The organism is Micromonospora sp. NPDC005163 (assembly GCF_053599835.1).
This window is the reverse complement of sequence record NZ_JBSFYP010000022.1, coordinates 97673-117926: the sequence shown is the minus strand read 5'-3', so window position 1 is coordinate 117926 and position 20254 is coordinate 97673. Positions and strand designations below refer to the sequence as shown.

General features: G+C 72.9%; 19 protein-coding genes. All 19 read left to right on the top strand.

Translation table 11 applies throughout. The features are described from left to right. The coding region (locus ACWD6N_RS17485; RefSeq protein ID WP_450004982.1) for a peptidoglycan D,D-transpeptidase FtsI family protein at positions 1-1788 on the top strand (1788 nt) is incomplete at its 5' end. A gap of 52 nt (positions 1789-1840) precedes the next feature. Continuing rightward, positions 1841-3403, top strand: coding sequence for a UDP-N-acetylmuramoyl-L-alanyl-D-glutamate--2,6-diaminopimelate ligase (locus ACWD6N_RS17480; RefSeq protein WP_354965002.1), 1563 nt, complete (start codon positions 1841-1843; stop codon positions 3401-3403). Beyond that, on the top strand, positions 3400-4803 hold the full coding sequence (locus ACWD6N_RS17475) for a UDP-N-acetylmuramoyl-tripeptide--D-alanyl-D-alanine ligase (RefSeq protein WP_354965001.1): 1404 nt from the start codon (positions 3400-3402) through the stop codon (positions 4801-4803). Before ACWD6N_RS17480 ends, ACWD6N_RS17475 begins: the two co-directional genes overlap by 4 nt. Beyond that, positions 4800-5924 (top strand): phospho-N-acetylmuramoyl-pentapeptide-transferase, encoded by a 1125-nt coding sequence (mraY, locus tag ACWD6N_RS17470; RefSeq protein ID WP_354965000.1) that lies wholly within the window; start codon positions 4800-4802, stop codon positions 5922-5924. The genes ACWD6N_RS17475 and mraY overlap by 4 nt, the downstream gene beginning before the upstream one ends. A gap of 320 nt (positions 5925-6244) precedes the next feature. Beyond that, complete coding sequence (locus tag ACWD6N_RS17465) at positions 6245-7675, top strand: FtsW/RodA/SpoVE family cell cycle protein (protein ID WP_387323993.1); 1431 nt, start codon at positions 6245-6247, stop codon at positions 7673-7675. After that, the gene (gene murG / locus ACWD6N_RS17460; protein WP_354964999.1) at positions 7675-8781 is read left to right on the top strand and encodes an undecaprenyldiphospho-muramoylpentapeptide beta-N-acetylglucosaminyltransferase; all 1107 of its coding nucleotides are present in this window, start codon (positions 7675-7677) and stop codon (positions 8779-8781) included. Before ACWD6N_RS17465 ends, murG begins: the two co-directional genes overlap by 1 nt. Further along, positions 8778-10346, top strand: coding sequence for a UDP-N-acetylmuramate--L-alanine ligase (gene murC, locus ACWD6N_RS17455; RefSeq protein WP_354964998.1), 1569 nt, complete (start codon positions 8778-8780; stop codon positions 10344-10346). The genes murG and murC overlap by 4 nt, the downstream gene beginning before the upstream one ends. Beyond that, entirely contained in the window at positions 10343-11161 is an 819-nt protein-coding gene (locus ACWD6N_RS17450) for a cell division protein FtsQ/DivIB (protein WP_354964997.1), read from the top strand. Before murC ends, ACWD6N_RS17450 begins: the two co-directional genes overlap by 4 nt. Before the next feature lie 255 nt (positions 11162-11416). Beyond that, positions 11417-12532: a cell division protein FtsZ gene (gene ftsZ / locus ACWD6N_RS17445; RefSeq protein ID WP_089019751.1), complete on the top strand. Its 1116-nt coding sequence runs from the start codon at positions 11417-11419 to the stop codon at positions 12530-12532. 9 nt (positions 12533-12541) lie between these two features. Continuing rightward, a complete protein-coding gene (locus ACWD6N_RS17440) occupies positions 12542-13285 on the top strand; it encodes a YggS family pyridoxal phosphate-dependent enzyme (RefSeq protein ID WP_354964996.1) in 744 nt (247 codons plus the stop codon). Positions 13286-13476: 191 nt separating this feature from the next. Continuing rightward, the gene (locus tag ACWD6N_RS17435; protein WP_354964995.1) at positions 13477-14166 is read left to right on the top strand and encodes a cell division protein SepF; all 690 of its coding nucleotides are present in this window, start codon (positions 13477-13479) and stop codon (positions 14164-14166) included. A 28-nt stretch (positions 14167-14194) separates the two neighbouring features. Beyond that, positions 14195-14500 (top strand): YggT family protein, encoded by a 306-nt coding sequence (locus tag ACWD6N_RS17430; RefSeq protein WP_354964994.1) that lies wholly within the window; start codon positions 14195-14197, stop codon positions 14498-14500. A gap of 44 nt (positions 14501-14544) precedes the next feature. Continuing rightward, positions 14545-15348, top strand: a complete 804-nt coding sequence (locus ACWD6N_RS17425; RefSeq protein ID WP_210911619.1) for a DivIVA domain-containing protein — start codon at positions 14545-14547, stop codon at positions 15346-15348. A gap of 80 nt (positions 15349-15428) precedes the next feature. After that, entirely contained in the window at positions 15429-16136 is a 708-nt protein-coding gene (locus tag ACWD6N_RS17420; protein ID WP_354964993.1) for a hypothetical protein, read from the top strand. Between the two features lie 10 nt (positions 16137-16146). Further along, positions 16147-16452: a DUF167 domain-containing protein gene (locus ACWD6N_RS17415; RefSeq protein WP_354964992.1), complete on the top strand. Its 306-nt coding sequence runs from the start codon at positions 16147-16149 to the stop codon at positions 16450-16452. A gap of 22 nt (positions 16453-16474) precedes the next feature. Next, complete coding sequence (locus ACWD6N_RS17410; protein ID WP_354964991.1) at positions 16475-17974, top strand: potassium/proton antiporter; 1500 nt, start codon at positions 16475-16477, stop codon at positions 17972-17974. A gap of 225 nt (positions 17975-18199) precedes the next feature. Beyond that, positions 18200-18619, top strand: coding sequence for a TraR/DksA family transcriptional regulator (locus ACWD6N_RS17405; RefSeq protein WP_354964990.1), 420 nt, complete (start codon positions 18200-18202; stop codon positions 18617-18619). Positions 18620-18683: 64 nt separating this feature from the next. Further along, positions 18684-19298: a signal peptidase II gene (gene lspA, locus ACWD6N_RS17400; RefSeq protein ID WP_354964989.1), complete on the top strand. Its 615-nt coding sequence runs from the start codon at positions 18684-18686 to the stop codon at positions 19296-19298. Then, complete coding sequence (locus ACWD6N_RS17395; RefSeq protein ID WP_354964988.1) at positions 19295-20239, top strand: RluA family pseudouridine synthase; 945 nt, start codon at positions 19295-19297, stop codon at positions 20237-20239. The genes lspA and ACWD6N_RS17395 overlap by 4 nt, the downstream gene beginning before the upstream one ends. Positions 20240-20254: the final 15 nt, after the last annotated feature.

Sequence of the window (20254 nt, the reverse complement as noted above, 5' to 3'; positions counted from 1 at the left end):
GCCGACCGCCCGGCGGCCCGGCGGCCGTCCCGCAAGCCGCCGCGACCGCCGAAGCTGGCCGACCCGCGGCTGCGGCTGCGACTCGGCACCGCCCTGACCCTGGCGCTGTTCGCCGCCATCGGGATCCGGCTGATCTTCCTTCAGGCGGTGGACACCCCGGCGTACGCCGGCGGCGGCGTCGCCGACCGGACCCGCACGGTCGAGCTGCCCGCGCCGCGCGGCGCGATCTACGACCGCACCGGCGAGCCACTGGCGCACAGCGTCGAGGCGCGGTACGTGTTCGCCGACCCGACCGAGATCGAGGACTCCGCCGCCACCGCGAAGGCGCTCTCCCCGCTGCTCGGCATCCCGGCGTCGAGGCTCACCGAGCTGATGAAGCCCCGCAAGCTGGAGAACGGCAACCCGTCCCGGTTCGAGTACCTGGCCCGGGGGGTGGAGATCCCGAACGCCAAGCAGGTGCTGGCGCTCGAGCTGCCCGGCATCGGGGTGCACCGCGACGAGCGCCGCGAGGTGCCCGGCGATGACCTGGCGGCCAACCTGATCGGCTTCACCAGCCAGGACATGGTCGGGCTGGAGGGGCTGGAGGCCCGCTACGACGAGCTGCTCGCCGGGCAGGACGGCAAGCGGGTGTACGAGGCCGGCCTCGGTGACCTCGCCGCGCCGATCCCGGGCGGCTACAGCCGGACCACGCCGGCCAAGCCGGGCAGCTCGATAGCCCTCACCACCGACCGTGACCTGCAGTTCCGCACGCAGCAGATCCTCAGTGCGGGGATGGGGCAGCAGCGCGGCGCCACGGCCGCGGCGGTGATCATCGACGTGCCCACCGGCGAGGTGCTGGCCCAGGCCAGCCACCCCACCTACAACGCGGCGAAGCCGATCCCGAGCGATCCGGTCGCCCGGGAGGACGCGGCGACCAGCTTCGTGGTCGACCCCGGCTCGGTGCACAAGGCGATCACGTTCGGCGCGGCGTTGCAGGAGGGGGTGATCACCCCGGACACCACGCTGCCGATCGCGAACAGCATCAAGAAGGGCGACACCTGGTTCTCCGACACGCACTTCGCCAACGGCCGGCGGATGAGCGTGCCCGGGATGCTCGCCTACTCGTCGAACGTCGGCACCATCACCATCGCCGACAAGCTCGGCCGGGACCGGTTGATCGACTACCAGAAGCGGTTCGGGCTTGGCCAGCCCACCGGTGAGGGGGTGCCCGGCGAGGCCAGCGGCCGGCTGCTGCCGGCCGACGAGTGGAGCGGGTCGTCGGCCGGGTCGGTGCCGATCGGGCACAGCGTCGACGCCACGCCGCTGCAGATGGCCGCCGCGTACGCCGCCATCGCCAACGACGGCACGTACGTCCAGCCGCACCTTGTCAAGGAGACGATCGGCCCGGACGGCAAGCGCACTCCCGCGCCGGCCCCGGTGACCCGCTCGGTGCTCAGCCCGCAGAACGCGGCGGCGCTGCGCACCATGCTGGAGGCGGTCACCACGGTCGACGGCGCCACCGGCGTGGGCGCGGCGGTGCCCGGCTATCGGATCGCCGGCAAGACCGGCACCGGCTGGCGGCTGGTGGACGGCAAGAAGCAGCCCGGCGAGGTGTCCTCGTTCATCGGCATGGCTCCCGCGGAGAAGCCCCGGTACGTGATCGCCGTCTTCGTGTACGCGCCCGCCGGTGGGGGTGCCGCCATCGCCGTGCCGGCGTTCCGCGACATGATGCAGTTCACGCTGCGTCACTACCGCGTACCGCCGTCCACCGGCGGCTCGGCGCCCAAGTTCGTGGTCTATCCGCGCTGAGCAGCGACGGCGAGACATCATCGGTGAGTGCCGAAGAACCACCGGGGCGGCTGTGCGGCCGGAACCGTGCGACCGGGTAGGGTCTGACGCCGTGCCCGGCAATCCACGTCCACGTACCGTGACCGGAGTCCGGCTCGGTGATCTCGCCGTCCGGCTCGCCGTCGACCTGCCGGCGGACGCCGCCGGGGTGGTCGTCACCGGGGCGACCCACGCCAGCCAGGAGGTCCGCCCCGGCGACCTGTACGCGGCGCTGCCCGGCGCCCGCCGGCACGGCGCGGAGTTCGCCGCCGGCGCCGCCGCGGCGGGCGCGGTGGCTCTGCTGACCGACCCGGCCGGCGCCGAGCTGGCGGCGGAGACCGGCCTGCCCGCTCTCGTGGTGCCCGACCCCCGCGCGGTGCTCGGCGAGCTGGCCTCGGCCGTCTACGGCGACCCGACCGCGGAGCTGACCGTGATCGGCGTGACCGGCACCGCCGGAAAGACGTCCACGGCATACCTGATCGAGTCGGGGCTGCGCGCCGCCGGGCACACCACCGGGTTGATCGGCACCGTCGAGACCCGGCTCGGTGACCTGGTGATCGACAGCGTTCGCACCACCCCCGAGGCGACCGACCTGCACGCCATGCTGGCCACCGCCCGCGAGCGGGGGGTCACCGCGGTGGTCATGGAGGTCTCCAGCCACGCGCTGGCCATGGGCCGGGTGGGCGGTGTCCGGTTCGCCGTCGGCGGTTACACCAACTTCGGCTCCGACCACCTGGACTTCCACGCCGACAGCGCCGACTACTTCGCCGCCAAGGCGCAGCTCTTCGACGGCCGGTGCGCGGTCGAGGTGCTCAACCACGACGACCCGGCGCTGAAGCCGCTGTACCGGCCGGCCACGATCAGCTACTCGGCCGCCGGCGACCCGGCCGCGACCTGGTGGGCCGACGGCGTGGATGGCGAGGGGTACGCCCAGCGGTTCACCGCGCACGGCCCGGACGGTGTGGTCCTGCCCGCCGGGGTGGCGCTGCCCGGGCGGCACAACGTCGCCAACGCGCTGCTGGCCATCGCCGCGCTGGTCGGCGCCGGGGTCGACCCGGCGATCGCGGCCGCCGGCGTGGCCGCCTGCGGCGGTGTGCCCGGCCGGCTGGAGCTCGTCGACGTCGCCGGGCCGGTGCGCGGGGTCGTCGACTACGCGCACAAGTCGGACGCGATCGTGGCCGCGCTGGCCGCGCTGCGTGAGTTGAGCGCCGGCCGGCTGATCTGCGTGATCGGTGCCGGCGGAGACCGGGACCGGGGCAAGCGGCCGGTGATGGGGGCCGCCGCCGCGGAGGGGGCCGACGTGGTGCTGGTGACCGACGACAACCCGCGCACCGAGGATCCGGCGGAGATCCGCGCCGAGGTGCTCGCCGGGGCGTACCGGGCCGGCACGGCCGCCCGGATCATCGAGGTGGCCGGTCGCCGGGCCGCGATCGACGAGGCCGTCCGGCTGGCCGCGCCGGGCGACGTGATCGCGCTGCTCGGCAAGGGTCACGAGCGAGGCCAGGAGGTGGCGGGCGAGGTGCTCCCGTTCGACGACAGCATCGAGTTGGCCGACGCGCTGCGGGCCCGCTTCGGGGACCTGGCGGGTCAGCGGTGATCGCACTGAGCCTGGCCGAGGTGGCCGCGGCGGTCGAGGGGCGGCTGGTCGCCGCCGACCCGGCCGCCACCGTCACCGGGCCGGTCGAGTTCGACTCGCGCAAGGTGGGGCCCGGGGCGCTCTTCGTGGCCTTCCCGGGTGAGAAGGTCGACGGGCACGACTACGCGGCCGGGGCGATCTCGGCCGGCGCGGTGGCCGTGCTCGGCACCCGCGAGGTGCCCGGTGTGCCGATGGTGCTGGTCGCCGACGCGTTGACCGCGATGGGCCGGCTGGCCCGCGCGGTGGTGGACCGGCTGCCCGGGCTGACCGTGATCGGCCTGACCGGCTCCTCCGGCAAGACCACCACCAAGGACCTGATCGGCCAGCTCACCGCCCGGCTCGGGGCCACGGTGGCGCCGCCCGGCTCGTTCAACAACGAGCTGGGGCACCCGCACACCGCGTTGCGCGCCGGGCCGGACACCCGCTACCTGGTGCTGGAGAAGGGCTCGCGCGGGGTGGGGCACGTGCGCTACCTGTGCGAGATCGTCCCGCCGCGGATCTCCGTGGTGCTCAACGTCGGGACGTCGCACATCGGTGAGTTCGGCTCGCAGGAGACCATCGCCGTGGCCAAGGGGGAGCTGGTCGAGGCGCTGCCGCCGGAAGGGCTGGCGGTGCTCAACGCCGACGACCCGCGGGTGGACGCGATGGCCAGCCGCACCCGGGCCCGGGTGGTCCGCTACGGGGAGGCCCCGGACGCCGACGTGCGGGCCGAGGACGTCACGCTGGACGACCGGGGGCGCGCGTCGTACACCCTGGTCGTCCCGGAGGGGAGCGCGCCGGTGCGCCTCGGGCTGACCGGCCGCCACCAGGTCTCCAACACCCTCGCCGCCGCGGCGGTCGCCCGGGAGCTGGGCATGCCGCTGGCCGAGCTGGCCACGGCGCTCGGCGAGTTGGGGTTGGTCTCCACCCGGCGGATGGACGTCTTCGACCGCCCCGACGGGGTGACCGTGATCGACGACTCGTACAACGCCAACCCGGCCTCGATGTCGGCGGCGCTGAAGGCGCTCGCCACGCTCGGCCGGGATCGGCGTACGGTCGCGGTGCTCGGCTACATGGCCGAGCTGGGGCCGTTCGAGCGGGACGGCCACGCCGAGCTCGGCCAACTCGCGGCCGAGCTGGGTGTCGACCGGCTGCTCGTGGTGGGCGAGCCGGCTGCGCCGATCCATGAGGGCGCGACAGCGGTAGGGAACTGGGGAGGAGAGTCGGTGCTGCTCACCGATCAGGCGGCGGCCGTCGAGGTGCTGCGGGGCGAGCTACGGCCGGGCGATGTCGTCCTGGTCAAGGGCTCCCGGTACCGGACGTGGGAGGTGGCCGACGCACTGCGCGCCGACGGCACCCCCGGAAACGGAGCTACCGCGTGAGGGCGGTCATCGTCGCCGTCGGGGTGGCCTTCATCGTCTCGCTCTTCTGCACCCCGATCGCGATCAAGGTGTTCGCCCGGCTCAAGGCCGGCCAGCCGATCCGGGCCGAGGGCCCGGCCATGCACCAGACCAAGAAGGGCACGCCGACGATGGGCGGCGTGGTCTTCATCCTGGCCACGGTGATCGCGTACGTGGCCGGGCACCTGGCCCTGACCACCCTGCCGGACGCGCAGATCGCCCAGGTCGAGCCGACCATCACCGCGCTGGTGCTGCTGGGACTGATGGTGTTCTCCGGCGCGGTGGGCTTCCTCGACGACTTCCTCAAGGTGCGCAAGCGCAACAGCGCCGGGCTGAACAAGCGTGGCAAACTGCTCGGCCAGATCCTGGTCGGCGCGGTCTTCGGCGTGGTGGCGCTTTACTTCCCGAGCACGATGACCGACGCGTCGGGCGCGGTGACGAACACCGAGACGGTGGGCAGCACCACGCTGAGCTTCATCCGGGACATCGACGCCCTGGAGGTCAGCAAGATCGGCGCGGTGATCATCTTCATCTTCGTGGTGATGGGCGCGACGAACGGGGTGAACCTCACCGACGGCCTGGACGGTCTGGCCACCGGCGCCTCGGTGATGGTGCTCGCCGCGTACGCGTTGATCGCGTTCTGGCAGTACCGGCACTGGTGCGCCGACCCGAGCTACACCCAGTCGTACTGCTACGCGGTCCGCGACCCGTTGGAGATCGCGCTGATAGCCGGCGCCGCCGCGGGGGCCTGTGTCGGCTTCCTCTGGTGGAACACGTCCCCGGCGCGGATCTTCATGGGTGACACCGGTGCACTGGGGCTGGGCGGCCTGATCGCCGGCATGGCGATGTCCACCCGGACGATCCTGCTGCTGCCGATCATCGGTGGGCTCTTCGTGATCATCACGATGTCCTTGGTGATCCAGATCATCTCCTTCCGGACCACCGGTAAGCGCGTCTTCCGGATGTCGCCGTTGCACCACCACTTCGAGCTGGCCGGCTGGAGCGAGGTCAACATCGTGGTCCGGTTCTGGATCATCGCCGGCATCGGGGTGGCCATCGCGCTGGGCCTGTTCTACAGCGAGTTCCTCGCCAACATGACCTGACCGGCGCGCGCCGGCCACCCCACCTCGGCCCCCGGTTCCGCCCACGGCGGACCGCCGGGGGCCGAGGCGTGTCCGCCCGACACGCCGGGGGCGCCGGTGTGGGCGTGCCCGGCGCACGAAGCGGTGATGATGTCCCGGTGGGGGAGGAACCAGGCACCGAGGACAGGACAGCCGGCCGGCCGCGGCGGTCACCGGGTGCGTCGCGTACCGCGGCGCCACGTGGCCCGGACGACAAGCGCGGCCCGGACGACAAGCGCGGCGCCGAGCCGGGCGGGGGGCCGCGCGCGCCGGACCCGGTCGCTGCCGCGCCGCTGCGCGGGCTGGACGCGGCCGATGGGCTCGCGGCGCTGCGAGGCCTGCTGGACCGGCCGCTGGCCTCCTACTACCTGCTGCTGTCCAGCGCCGGCCTGCTGCTGCTGATCGGGCTGACCATGGTCTTCTCGGCGACCAGCGTGAAGGACTACGCCGAGGACGGCAACGCCTCGGCCTCGGTGACCAAGCAGGCCATCTTCGCGGTGATCGGCATCGGGGTGTTCTGGGCCTGCCAACGGTTGCCCGCCAGCACCTACCGATCCCTGGGTCGGCCATTGCTGATCACCTCGGTCGCACTGCTGCTGGTGCTGAACCTGCTGGTCGCCTACGCCCGGCTCACCGGTCAGCGGTCGGCCGGGTTCGGGCCGGTCGAGGCGCGACTGAACTGGCTGTTCGTCGGCGGGATCCAGCTCCAGCCGTCCGAGCTGGCCAAGTTCGCGATGGTGCTCTGGGGTGCGTACCTGGTCGCCCGCAAGGGTGCCGCGCTGGGTTGGTGGCGCGAGCTGGCCACCCCGCTCTTCCCGGTGGTCGGCCTGCTCTTCGTCCTGGTCGGTTACAACGACACGGGCACCATGCTCTGTCTGCTGGCCCTGGTGGTGGGTCTGCTCTGGGCCGCCGGCGTCCGGATGCGGGTCTTCGGCGTGCTGACGGTGGTCGGTCTGCTCGGCGTCGGCCTGCTCATCGCGGTGGCATCGCTGGGCGCCGGCTCCGGCGAGCAGGGCGAGGAGAACTACCGCTTCGCCCGGCTGGCCATGTTCTTCAACCCGCCGGACCCGGAGAAGTGCAAGCTCGACGGCTGCCTCCAGTTCTACCAGGGTCGACTGGCCATCGAGCACGGCGGCTGGTTCGGCGTCGGGCTGGGCAAGAGCAGCCTCAAGTGGGACTGGCTGCCCGAGGCGCACAACGACTTCATCTTCGCGATCATCGCCGAGGAGTTGGGCGTGATCGGCTGCGTGGTGGTGCTCAGCCTGTTCGCGGTGCTCGCGTACACCGGGCTGCGGATCGCCCGGCGGGTCGACGACCCGTTCCGCCGGCTCGCCGCCGCCGCGGTGACCACCTGGCTGGTGAGCCAGGCCGTGATCAATATCGGTGGGGTGGTCGGGCTGCTGCCGATCACCGGCCTGCCGCTGCCGTTCATCTCCGACGGCGGAAGTGCCCTGGTCGTGACGTTGGCGGCGATCGGCATGCTGGCGTCCTTCGCGCGCGCCGAACCCGATGCGGCCAGAGCACTGCATGCCCGTCCGCCGGCCCGGTGGGTCCGACTACTCTGGGCCCCGTTGCCGCCGCTTCCCGGTCGGCGTCGCCGGCCGGCGACGCCGTCGGCTGGCCGAGGGTCCGTGCCCCGGTCCCGCGAACGGCGACAGGACGACCAGGCCGCACCGCGCGGGGTCCGGCAGGACCGGCGCCGCGGGGGTACGGCGAGCGAGAGGAGACGCTGATGGGTCCGCTGCGTTCGGTGGTGCTCGCGGGAGGTGGCACCGGGGGGCACGTCTACCCGCTGCTCGCCTTCGCCGACTGCCTGCGCCGACACGACCCGGGCGTCCGGATCACCTGCCTCGGCACACCACGCGGCATGGAGAACGAGCTGATCCCGCCGCACGGCTACGACCTGCGGCAGATCCCGGCGTACCAGCTGCCCCGGTCGGTCAACATGAACCTGGTCCGCACCCCGGGCCGGATGTGGACCGCGGCGCGCGCCGCGGGCAAGGTGATCGACGAGGTGCGCGCCGACGTGGTGGTCGGCTTCGGCGGGTACGTCTCGGTGCCGGCCTACCTCGCCGCCTGGCGCCGGGAGCTGCCCATGGTGATCCACGAGGTGAACGTGCCGGCGGGTGTGGCCAACCGGCTGGGCATGAAGTTCACCAAGAACGTCGCGGTCGGGTTCCCGCACCAACCGGTCCAGGCCGAGGCGCTGCGCGACGCCACCGTGGTCGGCGTGCCACTGCGCCGCAACATCGCCACACTGGACCGGTACGCGCTGCGCAACGCCGCCCGCGCGCACTTCGGGCTCCGCCCCGACCTGCCGGTGCTCTTCGTCGCCGGCGGTTCGTCGGGCGCCCGCTCGATCAACCTGGCGGTCTCCGGGGCGGCCAAGGAACTGGCCCGCAACGGCGTGCAGGTGCTGCACGTGATGGGCGCCCGCAACGAGCCGGTGCCGATCCCCACCGACCTGCCGGTGCCGTACGTGACGCTGCCGTACCTGTCGGAGATGGAGCTGGGCTACGCCGCCGCCGACCTGATGCTGGGCCGGGGCGGGGCGATGACCTGCGCCGAGGTGGCCGCGATCGGGTTGCCCACGATCTACGTGCCGTACCCGCACAGCAACCAGGAGCAGAAGCGCAACGCGCTGCCCGTGGTGGAGGCCGGCGGTGGGCTGCTGGTCGACGACACGGAGCTGACCCCGGCCTGGCTGGAGCGCACCGTCATCCCGCTGATCCGTGACCCGCAGCGGCTGTACGCGATGGGCGCCGCGGCGGCCGCCTACGGGCGGCGCGACGGTGACGAGGCGCTGCGTTCGTTCGTCATCCAGGCGGTGGCCCGATGACCGCGCAGTTCACCCCGGCCGGCACGCTGACCGCCGAGGACCTGGGCGCGGTTCACCTGATCGGAGTGGGTGGGGTGGGCATGCTCGGCGTGGCCCGGCTGCTGCTCACCCGGGGCATCCGGGTGTCCGGCAGCGACCTGCGTGAGTGGCCCTCGCTGGCGGGGCTGCGGGCGCTCGGCGGCACCATCTACCTCAGCCACGAGGCGACCAACCTCGATGGCGTGGACACCGTCGTCTACTCCTCGGCCATCTCGCAGGACCACCTGGAGCTGGTCGAGGCCCGCCGTCGCGGTCTGCGGGTGCTGCACCGCTCGGAGGCCCTCGCGGCGGCCATGACGGGCCGCCGCGCGATCGCGGTGGCCGGCACCCACGGCAAGACCACCACCACCTCGATGGTGACCATGGTGCTCCAGCAGGCCGGGGTGGACCCGTCGTTCGTGATCGGCGGGGAGATCTCCGAGGTCGGCTCGGGCGCCCACCACGGCACCGGTGAGCACTTCGTGGTCGAGGCCGACGAGAGCGACCGCTCGTTCCTCATCTACCGCCCGTACGTCTCGATCATCACCAACGTCGAGGCGGACCACCTGAACACCTACGGCGACTACGCGACGCTGGAGGCGGCGTTCGTCGAGTTCGCCCGGCTCACCGACCCGGACGGGTTCATCATCACCTGCGCCGACGACCCGGGCGGGCGGCGGCTGGCGGAGACCCTGCGCGCCGAGGGGCGGCGGGTGCACACGTACGGCGAGGCGGCCGACGCCGACCTGCGACTGACCGAGATCGTCTCGTCCGCGCGCGGGGTGCGCTACCTGGCCGCGATCGACGGCCGGTCGCTGGGCGAGTTCCGGTTGCCGGTGCCGGGGCGGCACATGGGGCTGAACAGCGCCTCCGCGGTGCTGGCCGCGTACCTGCTGGATCTGCCGCTGCCGGCGGCGGAGGCGGCGCTGGCGGTCTTCCCCGGCGTGCGGCGGCGCTTCGAGCGCAAGGGTGTCGCGGACGGCGTGCTGGTCTACGACGAGTACGCCTACCACCCGACCTCGATGACGCTGGCGTTGCAGACGCTGCGTGAGGTGGCCGGGGAGGGGCGGCTGATCGTGGTCTTCCAGCCGTACCGGCTGTACCGCACCCGCGACTCCCAGGCGGAGATCGCCGAGGCGCTGGCCATCGCCGACGAGGTGGTGCTGCTGGAGGTCTTCGGGCCGGGCGAGCTGCGCCAGCCCGGTGAGGGCTCGGCGGCGCTGATCGAGGCGGTGGCGCTGCCCGCCGACCGGAAGGTCTTCGTCGACTCCTGGGAGGAGGCGCCGGTCGAGGTGATCCGCCGGGCCCGCGAGGGCGACGTGGTGGTGACCATGGGCGCCCCGCCGATTTCGCTGATGGGTGACGAGCTGCTGGCCGGCCTGCTCGCGCGCGCCGGCTCCGCGCCGACCGCGACCGTCGACCCGGTGGCCCCCGCCCCCGCCCCCGCGGTCGGTGGTCCGGTGCCCGGCGGGGCGACCGCCGGTGGCGACGGAGCGGCCCTCGGTGGCACCGCCGCACCGGACGGCGCGGCGCCCACGGCCGGATGAGCCCCGGCCCGGCCCGAGGGCGGACAAGCGCCGCCGACGGCGGCGCTGCGCGACGCGGTCCGGTCCGGCGCTGGCAGCTGGTCCGGGCCGGCCGTGACGCGGTCCCACCGTCGACCCGCCGGTTCATGGCCCGGGCCCGCCAGCGCCGGATGCGCGCGGCGCTGCCGTGGGCGGTGGCCGCCGGGGTGCTCGCGCTGGCCGGGCTGGTCGCCTGGACGGTGCTCGGCACCGGGCTGTTCGGGGTCCGCGAGGTGAAGGTGGAGGGTGCCGGCCTGGTCACCCCGGTGCAGGTGCGCGATGCGGTCGGGGTGCCGGACGGGGTGCCGCTGGCCCGGGTGGACCTGGCCGCCGCCGCCCGGCGGGTCGGTGCGTTGGCGCCGGTGGAGCGGGCCACGGTGTCGCGGGACTGGCCGGGCGCGCTGGTGGTCCGGGTGACCGAGCGGACTCCGGTGGCGGCGGTGCCGCAGGGGGAGGCGTTCGCCCTGGTCGACGGGGCCGGGGTGGCGTTCCGGACGGTCGCCCGACGCCCCGCCGAGCTGCCGTTGGTGAAGGTGGCTCGACCGGCCGCCGACGATCCGGGCACCCGGGCCGCGCTCGAGGTGCTCGTCGCGCTGACCCCGCAGCTGCGTGGCGAGCTGGTGGACGTGACCGTGGAGGGGTTGGCTCGAATCAGCCTGCGGTTGCGCGGTGACCGGACGGTGGTGTGGGGCGACGCGACCCGGAGCACGGACAAGGCCCGGGTGGCCACCGCGCTGCTCGGCGAGGACACCGACCGGATCGACGTGAGCGCACCGGATGTGGTGACCTTCCGCTGACCGAGGGGCTTGCCGCGAGGTGCGGAAAGGTGACTCGTTGCGCTCCGGGCGGCGACACGCCGGTCGGGTCCTTGGCTCATCGCGCGGCGGCGCTTACGTTGCCCCGAAGAGGATCAGTGGTTGACATAACTGTAAGCCTCTAGTAGAGGGTGATGGTTCAGCTCTGATCCTCGCTGGTGACAGCTGTCGTCGGCCGCTGGTCTGGCCACGCCGTACCCGGTCGGCCGAAGCCAATCTCGAAGGAAAGGACCGGAGATGACACCTCCGCACAACTACCTGGCGGTCATCAAGGTCGTCGGCATCGGGGGCGGCGGCGTCAACGCCGTCAACCGGATGATCGAGGTTGGGCTCAAGGGCGTCGAGTTCATCGCGATCAACACGGATGCCCAGGCGCTGCTGATGAGTGACGCGGACGTCAAGCTGGACGTCGGCCGGGAGCTGACCCGGGGGCTGGGCGCCGGCGCCAACCCGGACGTCGGCAAGAACGCCGCCGAGGACCACCGGGACGAGATCGAGGAGGTGCTCAAGGGCGCCGACATGGTCTTCGTGACCTGCGGTGAGGGCGGCGGCACCGGCACCGGTGGCGCGCCCGTGGTGGCGAACATCGCCCGCAAGCTCGGCGCGCTGACCATCGGTGTGGTGACCCGGCCGTTCTCCTTCGAGGGTAAGCGCCGTCAGGTGCAGGCCGAGTCCGGAATAGACGAACTCCGCAACCAGTGCGACACCCTGATCGTCATCCCCAACGACCGCCTGCTGGCGCTGGGCGACCGCGGCATCAGCATGATGGACGCGTTCCGCACCGCCGACCAGGTGCTGCTTTCCGGTGTGCAGGGCATCACCGACCTGATCACCACCCCGGGTCTGATCAACCTGGACTTCGCCGACGTCAAGAGCGTGATGAGCGGTGCCGGCAGCGCGTTGATGGGCATCGGCAGCGCCCGCGGCGAGAACCGCGCGGTCGAGGCGGCCGAGGCGGCCATCTCCAGCCCGCTGCTCGAGCAGAGCATGGACGGCGCCCGCGGCGTGCTGCTCTCCATCGCCGGCGGCTCCGACCTGGGCCTGTTCGAGATCAACGACGCGGCCCAGCTGGTCACCGACGCGGCCCACCCGGACGCCAACATCATCTTCGGCGCCGTGATCGACGACGCGCTCGGTGACGAGGTGCGGGTGACGGTCATCGCGGCGGGCTTCGACGGGGGAGCGCCGGCGTACAAGGCGGCCGAGCCGGCCCGCAAGACCAACACCAACCAGCCGGCGGCGCAGAGCGCCCCGGTCCCGGCACCGGCCACCATGCCGGCGCCGACCCAGTCGCCGCGCCGGGTGCTCTTCGACGACGTGGACGTGCCCGACTTCCTCAAGAACGGGTCCTGAGCACCGCCGATGACCGACAGCTCAGCCACGGTACGACCGGACCGGCGCGCCGAACTCGCGGCCGGCCTGGCCCAGGTCCGGGCCCGCATCGCCGACGCCTGCGCCAGCGCCGGCCGGGATCGTGCCGACGTCACGATGATCGCGGTCACCAAGACCTACCCGGCCAGCGACGTGCTGGCGCTGGCCGGGCTCGGGGTGACCGACGTGGGAGAGAACCGCGACCAGGAGGCGGCCGGCAAGGCCGCCGAGGTCGCCGCGGCCGGGGTGAGCCCGCGCTGGCACTTCATCGGCCAGTTGCAGCGCAACAAGGCCCGCTCGGTGGTCCGGTACGCCGACGTGGTGCACTCCGTCGACAGTGTCCGGCTGGCCCGGGCGCTGGCCACCGCGGCGGCCGGGCGGGAGCGACCGCTGGCCGCCCTGATCCAGGTGAGCATCGACGGCGACCCGGCCCGGGGCGGCGCGTTGCCGGGCTCGGCCGACCCGGGCGTCGGGTTGGAGCCGGTGGCCGAGGCGGTCGTCGACTCGCCGACGATGCGGTTGGCCGGCCTGATGGCGGTGGCGCCACTGGGTTGGGCGCCGGAGCGGGCCTTCGCCCGGCTGGCCGAGGTGGCCGAGGCGTTTCGCTTGGTCCATCCGGGAGCGGTCGCGTTGTCCGCCGGAATGAGCGGCGACCTGGAAATCGCGATCCAATACGGCGCGACACATGTCCGCGTCGGTAGCGCGTTGCTCGGAATGCGCCCCACGCTGCGGTAGCCTGACCGCGAGAGAAGCAAATTACATCAGTGTTGTTTCAGGAACGGCGTCTCCCAGTCGGGGGTCGTGGCGCGCGACGCGAATCGCGCGCCAGGGGGATTGCCGTTCCGGTCCGATGGGCATGTTTGTCCACTCGCGACGGGCGACATGGCACGGGGGCGCGTGCCGCACGGCGGACGGAAGGGCGCGGGATGGGTGCACTGCGCAAGGCGGGGGTCTGGCTCGGTCTGGTCGAAGAGGACGATGAGCGGGCCTACGACGACGGTGGCTACGACAAGGGTGGCTACCGCGACTCGCGTTACCGGCAGAGCCGGTACGCCGAGGAGTTCGCCGACGAGGACGACGAGGACACCGAGGAGCCGCCGGCTCCCCGGCCGCGGGCCGGCGAGCGGAGTCGGCTCTCCGAGCGTTCGAACGGGCGGGTCGGTGACTCCGACCGGGGCGACGGCGAGCGTCCGGAGCGGGTCGAGCGGTCCAGCGTCCGGTCGATCACCAGGTCCTCGGCTGGCGAGACCTCCGGCGCGCTGACGTACCACACCCGGGACAACCTTGCCCTCGCGCCGCAGGTCACGGCACGGGAGCGGGCGCCCGAGGAGGAGCAGCGTTACCAGATCACCACGCTGCACCCGACCACGTACCGGGAGGCGCGCACCATCGGTGAGCACTTCCGCGACGGGGTTCCGGTGATCATCAACCTCACCGAGATGGATGAGGCCGATGCCCGCCGTCTGGTTGACTTCGCCGCCGGGCTGGCGTTCGGGCTGCGCGGTACGATCGAGCGCGTGACCAATCGGGTGTTCCTGCTCTCACCGGCCAATGTCCAGGTCACCGCGGAGGACAAGGCCAAGATCGCTGAGGGCGGCTTTTTCAGTCTGAGTTGATCGCCCGACCCGAGGGACGTCGCTGACCGTGTTGTCGATCTTGCTGCAAGTGTTGTACCTGATCCTTTATGTCTTCCTGCTCCTTCTTCTGTCCCGGTTTGTGCTGAGCGCCGTCCTGCAGTACGGCCGCCGGTGGCAGCCGGGGCGCAGAGCATCGGCGGGACTGGAATCCGTGTGGAGCGTCACTGATCCCCCTCTCAACGCGTTGAGGCGTGTGATCCCTCCGCTGCGAATTGGTACCGTGAGCATTGACCTGGCCTCCCTTGTGCTCCTGGTTATCCTGTTCGTGCTGATGGAGTTCGTGTTAGGGCCGTCGATCAGGGCATCTGCCTGATGACCGACGCGCTTTCGCGGCCGCAACTGACCCGAGGAGTTTCGATGCCGCTGACCCCGGCCGACGTACACAACGTCGCCTTCAAAAAGCCGCCGATCGGCAAGCGGGGGTATGACGAGGAGGAGGTCGACGCTTTCCTGGACGAGGTTGAGCGCGAGCTCGCCCGTCTCATCGAGGAGAACAACGAGCTGCGCGCCCAGGTGGAGCGCGGCGGCCGTGGCGGTGCCCCCGCCGGCCCCGGCGGCGACGCCCGACTCGCGGCGGAGCTCAACGACGTCAAGGCACAGCTGGACCGGGTGCAGCGCGACAAGGCAGCGGCCGAGCAGGCCGCCCGCGCCATGCAGTCCGAGCTGGAGCAGGTCCGCGCGACCGGCGGCCCGGGTGCGGTCACCGGTGACGGTGAGCAGCAGGCCCTGCGGGTGCTGATGATGGCCCAGCGCACCGCCGACGACCACGTGTCCGACGCGCGTCGCGAGGCCGACCAGCTCCTGTCCGAGGCCCGCGGCAAGGCCGAGGAGGTGACCCGCGAGGCTCGCGCGAAGGCCGACGCCCTGGAGCGGGACGCCCGCCAGCGGCACCAGGAGGCCATGGGCGGCCTGGACGCCAAGCGCACGGCGCTGCAGAAGCACATCGAGGAGCTCAAGCAGTTCGAGCGCGAGTACCGCACCCGGCTCAAGGCGTACCTGGAGAGCCAGCTGCGTGACCTCGACGGTCGCGGCCAGGGCCTCGAAGCCGAGATGACCCGCTCCGAGGCAGGCCGGGTCGCCGGCGGCAACGGGCTGGCCGCCGCGGGTCTCGCCGGTTCGTACGGCGGCGGGCGCTCCGGCGCCCTCGAAGCCGGACGCTGAGCACCGGCCGGCGATCGCTGTCCGCAGATGGTGACGGTCGCCGGCCCCGCCTGGACGGTACGACGCGGCGGGGGTGAGCCGTGATAGTCGCGAGTCTCCTGCTCATCCTCGTCGCGGTGGTGCTACTGGTGCTCGGCCTGGCCGGTGGTTCCAGCATTATGTTGATCATCTCCATCGCGGCCAGTCTGCTGGCCGCCGTGGCGTTGGTGGTGGGCGCCCGCCAGGCAGCCGCCAACCGCGTCATGGCGGAGCCCGGCCGGACCGGCCGGCGGAGCCCCGGAGCACCCCGCACGGCCAACCAGGCCGGGCCGGGAGTCGCGTACGGGCCGCCGCTGGTCGAGCCGGAAGTGCCAATCCAGCACATGCCCACGACGGTCGGTACCGGCGGCACCGGGTGGCGGCAACCACCCGAGCCGCCGGCCGACCAGGGGCCACCGTTCGCGACCGCCGACCACGCTTCCAACGCCTCGTCCGCCAGTCAGGCGTCGCCCTTCCCGGCGCCGGCCGACGAGGCGTCCGGCGTCGATGCGCCAACGGCCGATGGCATGAGGGACGAGGAGCCGGCCGCGCAGCCGGTCACCCCCGCCGAGGCGGCCCGGGTGGCCCGGCTGCCCGACCCCGTCCAGGTGGTGGACGGTCGCCCCCGCTACCACCTCGCCAGTTGCCCGCACCTCGTCGGCCGGGCGTCGGAGACGCTCCCGGTCGCCGAGGCCGTCGAGCTCGGCTTCACCCCGTGCGCGCAGTGTGCGCCGGCCACCGCCCTGCTCGCCGACGCCCGACCGATCTGAAGCGGCACCGGTGCCCGCGCAGGACACGCTCACCGTGGCGGTGCGGGTGAAGCCCGGCTCCTCCCGGGACCGGGTCGGGGGCCGGTTCGACGGCCCGCACGGCCCGGCCCTGGTGATCGCGGTGCACGCCCCGGCCGTGGACGGTCGGGCCACCGAGGCCGCCCGCCGGGCGTTGGCCGGCGCGTTGGGCGTCCGGCCGGCTTCGGTGTCACTGCGTACCGGCGCGGCCAGCCGGGACAAGCTGTTCCTCGTCGACCGTCCCGGCCCGGAGCTGTCCGGGGTGCTGCGCCGGCTGCGCGACGGATCCGTGGGGTGAGGAACGTCCGGGCCAGGCAACCGTGACGCCCGGGCTGGATATCGCGCTGCTGCTCGGCGCGGGGGTGCTGCTCGTGGCGGTCGGCGCGGTCCGGCTCTCCACCCGGCTCGGGGTGCCCAGCCTCCTGGTCTACCTGGCGCTGGGCGTGGCGATCGGCGAGGCCGGGCTGGGCATCCGCTTCGACGACGTCGAGCTGACCCGGACCCTCGGCTTCTGCGCGCTGATCGTGATCATCGCGGAGGGTGGCCTGACCGCCCGGTGGAGCACGTTGCGGCCGGTCCTCGGGCTGTCCGCAGCACTGTCCACGGTGGGTGTGGTGGTCAGCATCGTGCTGGTCGGCGTCGCCCTGCACCTGCTGCTCGGGCTGGACTGGCGGCTGGCGCTGCTCTACGGCGCGGTGCTCTCCTCCACCGACGCGGCCGCCGTCTTCGCGACCCTGCGCCGGCTGCGCCTGCCGCCCCGGCTGGTGGCGACGCTGGAGGCCGAGTCGGGCATGAACGACGCCCCGGTGGTGCTGCTGGTGGTGCTGCTGTCCCACCGGGGCTTGTCGCACCCGTGGTGGTACGAGGCCGCCCTGGTCACCTACGAGCTGGGTGTCGGGGCCGCGGTGGGGGTCTGCGCCGGTGTCGCCGGCACCTGGGCGCTGCGCCGGGCGGCGCTGCCCTCGGCCGGGCTGTATCCGATCGCCGCGGTGGGGATCACGGTGTTGGCGTACGCCGCGGGAGCGGTGCTGCACGCCTCGGGGTTCCTCGCCGTCTACGTAGCCGGGGTGCTGCTGGGCAACGCCCGGCTGCCGCACCGGCAGGCGATCCTCGGCTTCGCCGATGGGCTGGCCTGGCTCGCCCAGATCGGTCTGTTCGTGCTGCTCGGGCTGCTGGCCTCGCCGGGCCGGCTGGACGCGGCGGTGCTGCCGGCGGTGGTCGCCGGGCTGGCGCTGGTGCTGCTGGCCCGGCCGCTGTCGGTGGTCGTGTCGGCGCTGCCGTTCCGGGTCGGCCTGCGCGAGCAGGCGTTCCTGTCCTGGGCGGGGCTGCGCGGGGCGGTGCCGATCGTGCTGGCCACCATTCCGCTCTCCGAGCGGGTGCCCGGCGCGGAGCGCCTCTTCGACGCGGTCTTCGTGCTGGTGGTGATCTTCACGCTGGTGCAGACCGGGACGCTCGGGCCGCTCTCCCGCCGGCTGCGGATCACCGCGCCGGCCGAGGCCACCGAGATCCACGTGGAGACCGCCCCGCTGGAGCGGATGCGGGCCGATCTGCTCCAGTTGGAGGTGCCGACGGGCTCGCGGTTGGCCGGCGTGCACGTCGACGAGTTGCGGCTGCCGCTGGGTGCCTCGGTCACCCTGGTGCTGCGGGACGGGGTGGGTTTCGTGCCCGGTCCGGACACCCGGCTGAAGACCGGCGACAGCCTGTTGATCGTCGCCACCGGCGGGGTACGCGACGCCGCCGAGCGCCGGTTGCGGGCCGTCAGCAGGCGGGGTCGGCTGGCCCGGTGGTTTGGTGAGTACGGCGATGAGGCGGACCTTTGATCTGCTAGCGTTCCTTTTGCCCCAGTTAGGCAGGGCTCGGGGCTCTTAAGCGGTGCGACGGTGCGGCACGTTGTCGGACGCCTGTACGTTCCGTATTCTTGCCAACCTCCGGAGTGCGCGGCCATCGTCGCCGCGCGCCCCTTTTCGTACATAGGGGACGCCCTGGTCGGCGCCCCCTGACCAGGTGCCGCGGTCCACGCGGTTCCGCGGCCGAGGGAGCGACCCATGGCGAAGCCAGCCGACACCAGGACCGCCGGCCGCAAGCCGGTGGCCAAGGCCACCCGCAGCGCGGCGGAGACCGAGAAGATCCGGGCGGCGTTGGCGGCGCGGCGGGACGAGCTTCGCGCCGAGTACGATCAGACGCTGAGTGAGATCACCGAGCTGCAGCGCGATCGGCTGACCGACTTGGCCGGGGACGACCAGGCCGACACCGGCACCAAGACGCTCGAGCGGGAGCAGGAGATCTCTCTCGCCAACAGCATCCTGGAAAGGATCACGCAGGTTGAGCGCGCCCTGGAGCGCCTCGACGAGGGTGGTTACGGCTGGTGCGAGCGGTGCGGCAACCCGATTCCGGTCGAGCGCCTCGCCGCTTTCCCGTCGGCCACCCTGTGTGTGACGTGCAAGCAGCTGGAGGAGCGGCGCTGAGGTCCGCTCCCCGGCGGCGATGAGACGGTGAGCGATCACCGCCGAGACTGTCGATGGGGAGCGCATGACCGCAGTACCGTCCGCCGAACCCGGCCGTACCGACCCGGGCGGCGACAAACCCCGGCCGAGGGCCGTCGCGATCCTCGCCGGGGTCGCCCTGGTGGCCCTGCTGGCCGACCTGGTCACCAAGCACCTCGCGCTGGCCACGCTGACCGACCGGGAGCCGGTCCGGCTGCTCGGCGGGGTGGTCTATTTCAGTCTGACCCGCAACAGCGGTGCGGCGTGGAGCATCGGCGCGGACCACACCTGGGTCTTCCCGCTGATCACCATCGGGGTGGTCGGTTGGATCGTCTGGATGGCGCTGCGGCTGCGGTCGCTGCCCTGGGCGATCTCCCTCGGGCTGGTGCTCGGCGGCGCGCTGGGCAACCTCGTCGACCGGATCTTCCGGGCGCCCTCCCCGTTCCACGGGCACGTGGTCGACATGGTCAGCCTCTTCGACCCGTACGGCCAGGTCTGGCCGGTGTTCAACCTTGCCGACAGCTCGCTGGTCTGCGGTGTGCTGCTGGCCGTGCTGCTGGAGTTGACCGGCCGCCAGCGTGACGGCCGACGGGTCGGCCGCGACGGCGACCCCGCCGACGCGAGCGCCACCCAGGACGCCGACCAGCGGGAGCGGGCGTGACCTCCGCGTTCGCCGCCGGCGGCGACCACCGTTCACTGCCCGTGCCGGACGGGCTCGACGGGATGCGCCTGGACCAGGCGGTGTCCCGGCTGTTCGGGCTCTCCCGTACCGCCGCCGCGGCCCTGGTCGATGCCGGGGACGCGCTGGTCGACGGCACCGCCCGGGCCAACTCGCACAAGGTCAAGGCCGGCTCCTGGCTGGACGTCACGCTTCCCGCGCCGGTCGCCCCGCCGATCGTGGTGCCGCAGGCGGTGCCGGGCCTGCGGGTCGTGTACGCCGACGACGACATCGTGGTGGTGGACAAACCGGTCGGCGTGGCCGCGCACCCGAGCCCGGGCTGGACCGGCCCGACGGTGATCGGCGCCCTCGCCGCGATCGGGCACCGCATCTCCACCAGCGGCGCCGCCGAACGGCAGGGCGTCGTGCACCGGCTGGACGTGGGCACCACCGGGATCATGGTGGTGGCCAAGAGCGAGCAGGCGTACACCGCGTTGAAGCGGGCCTTCAAGTACCGCGAGGTGGACAAGGGCTACCACGCGGTGGTGCAGGGGCACCTGGACCCGCTGCGCGGCACCGTCGACGCGCCGATCGACCGGCACCCCACCCACGACTACCGCTGGGCCGTGGTCTCCGGCGGCAAGCCGAGCATCACCCACTACGACACGCTGGAGGCGTTCCCGGCGGCCAGCCTGGTCGACGTCCGCCTGGAGACTGGCCGCACCCACCAGATCCGGGTGCACTTCTCAACCCTGCGGCACCCCTGTGTGGGCGACCTCACCTACGGCGCCGATCCCACCCTGTCGGCCCGGCTTGGGCTGGCCCGACAGTGGCTGCACGCCCGCGAGTTGAGCTTTCTGCACCCCCGAACGGGGGACGAGGTCCGGTTCGTCAGCGACTACCCTGACGACCTGGACCGCGCGCTTCAGATCCTGCGTGACTGAGCGGCGACCGCCCGA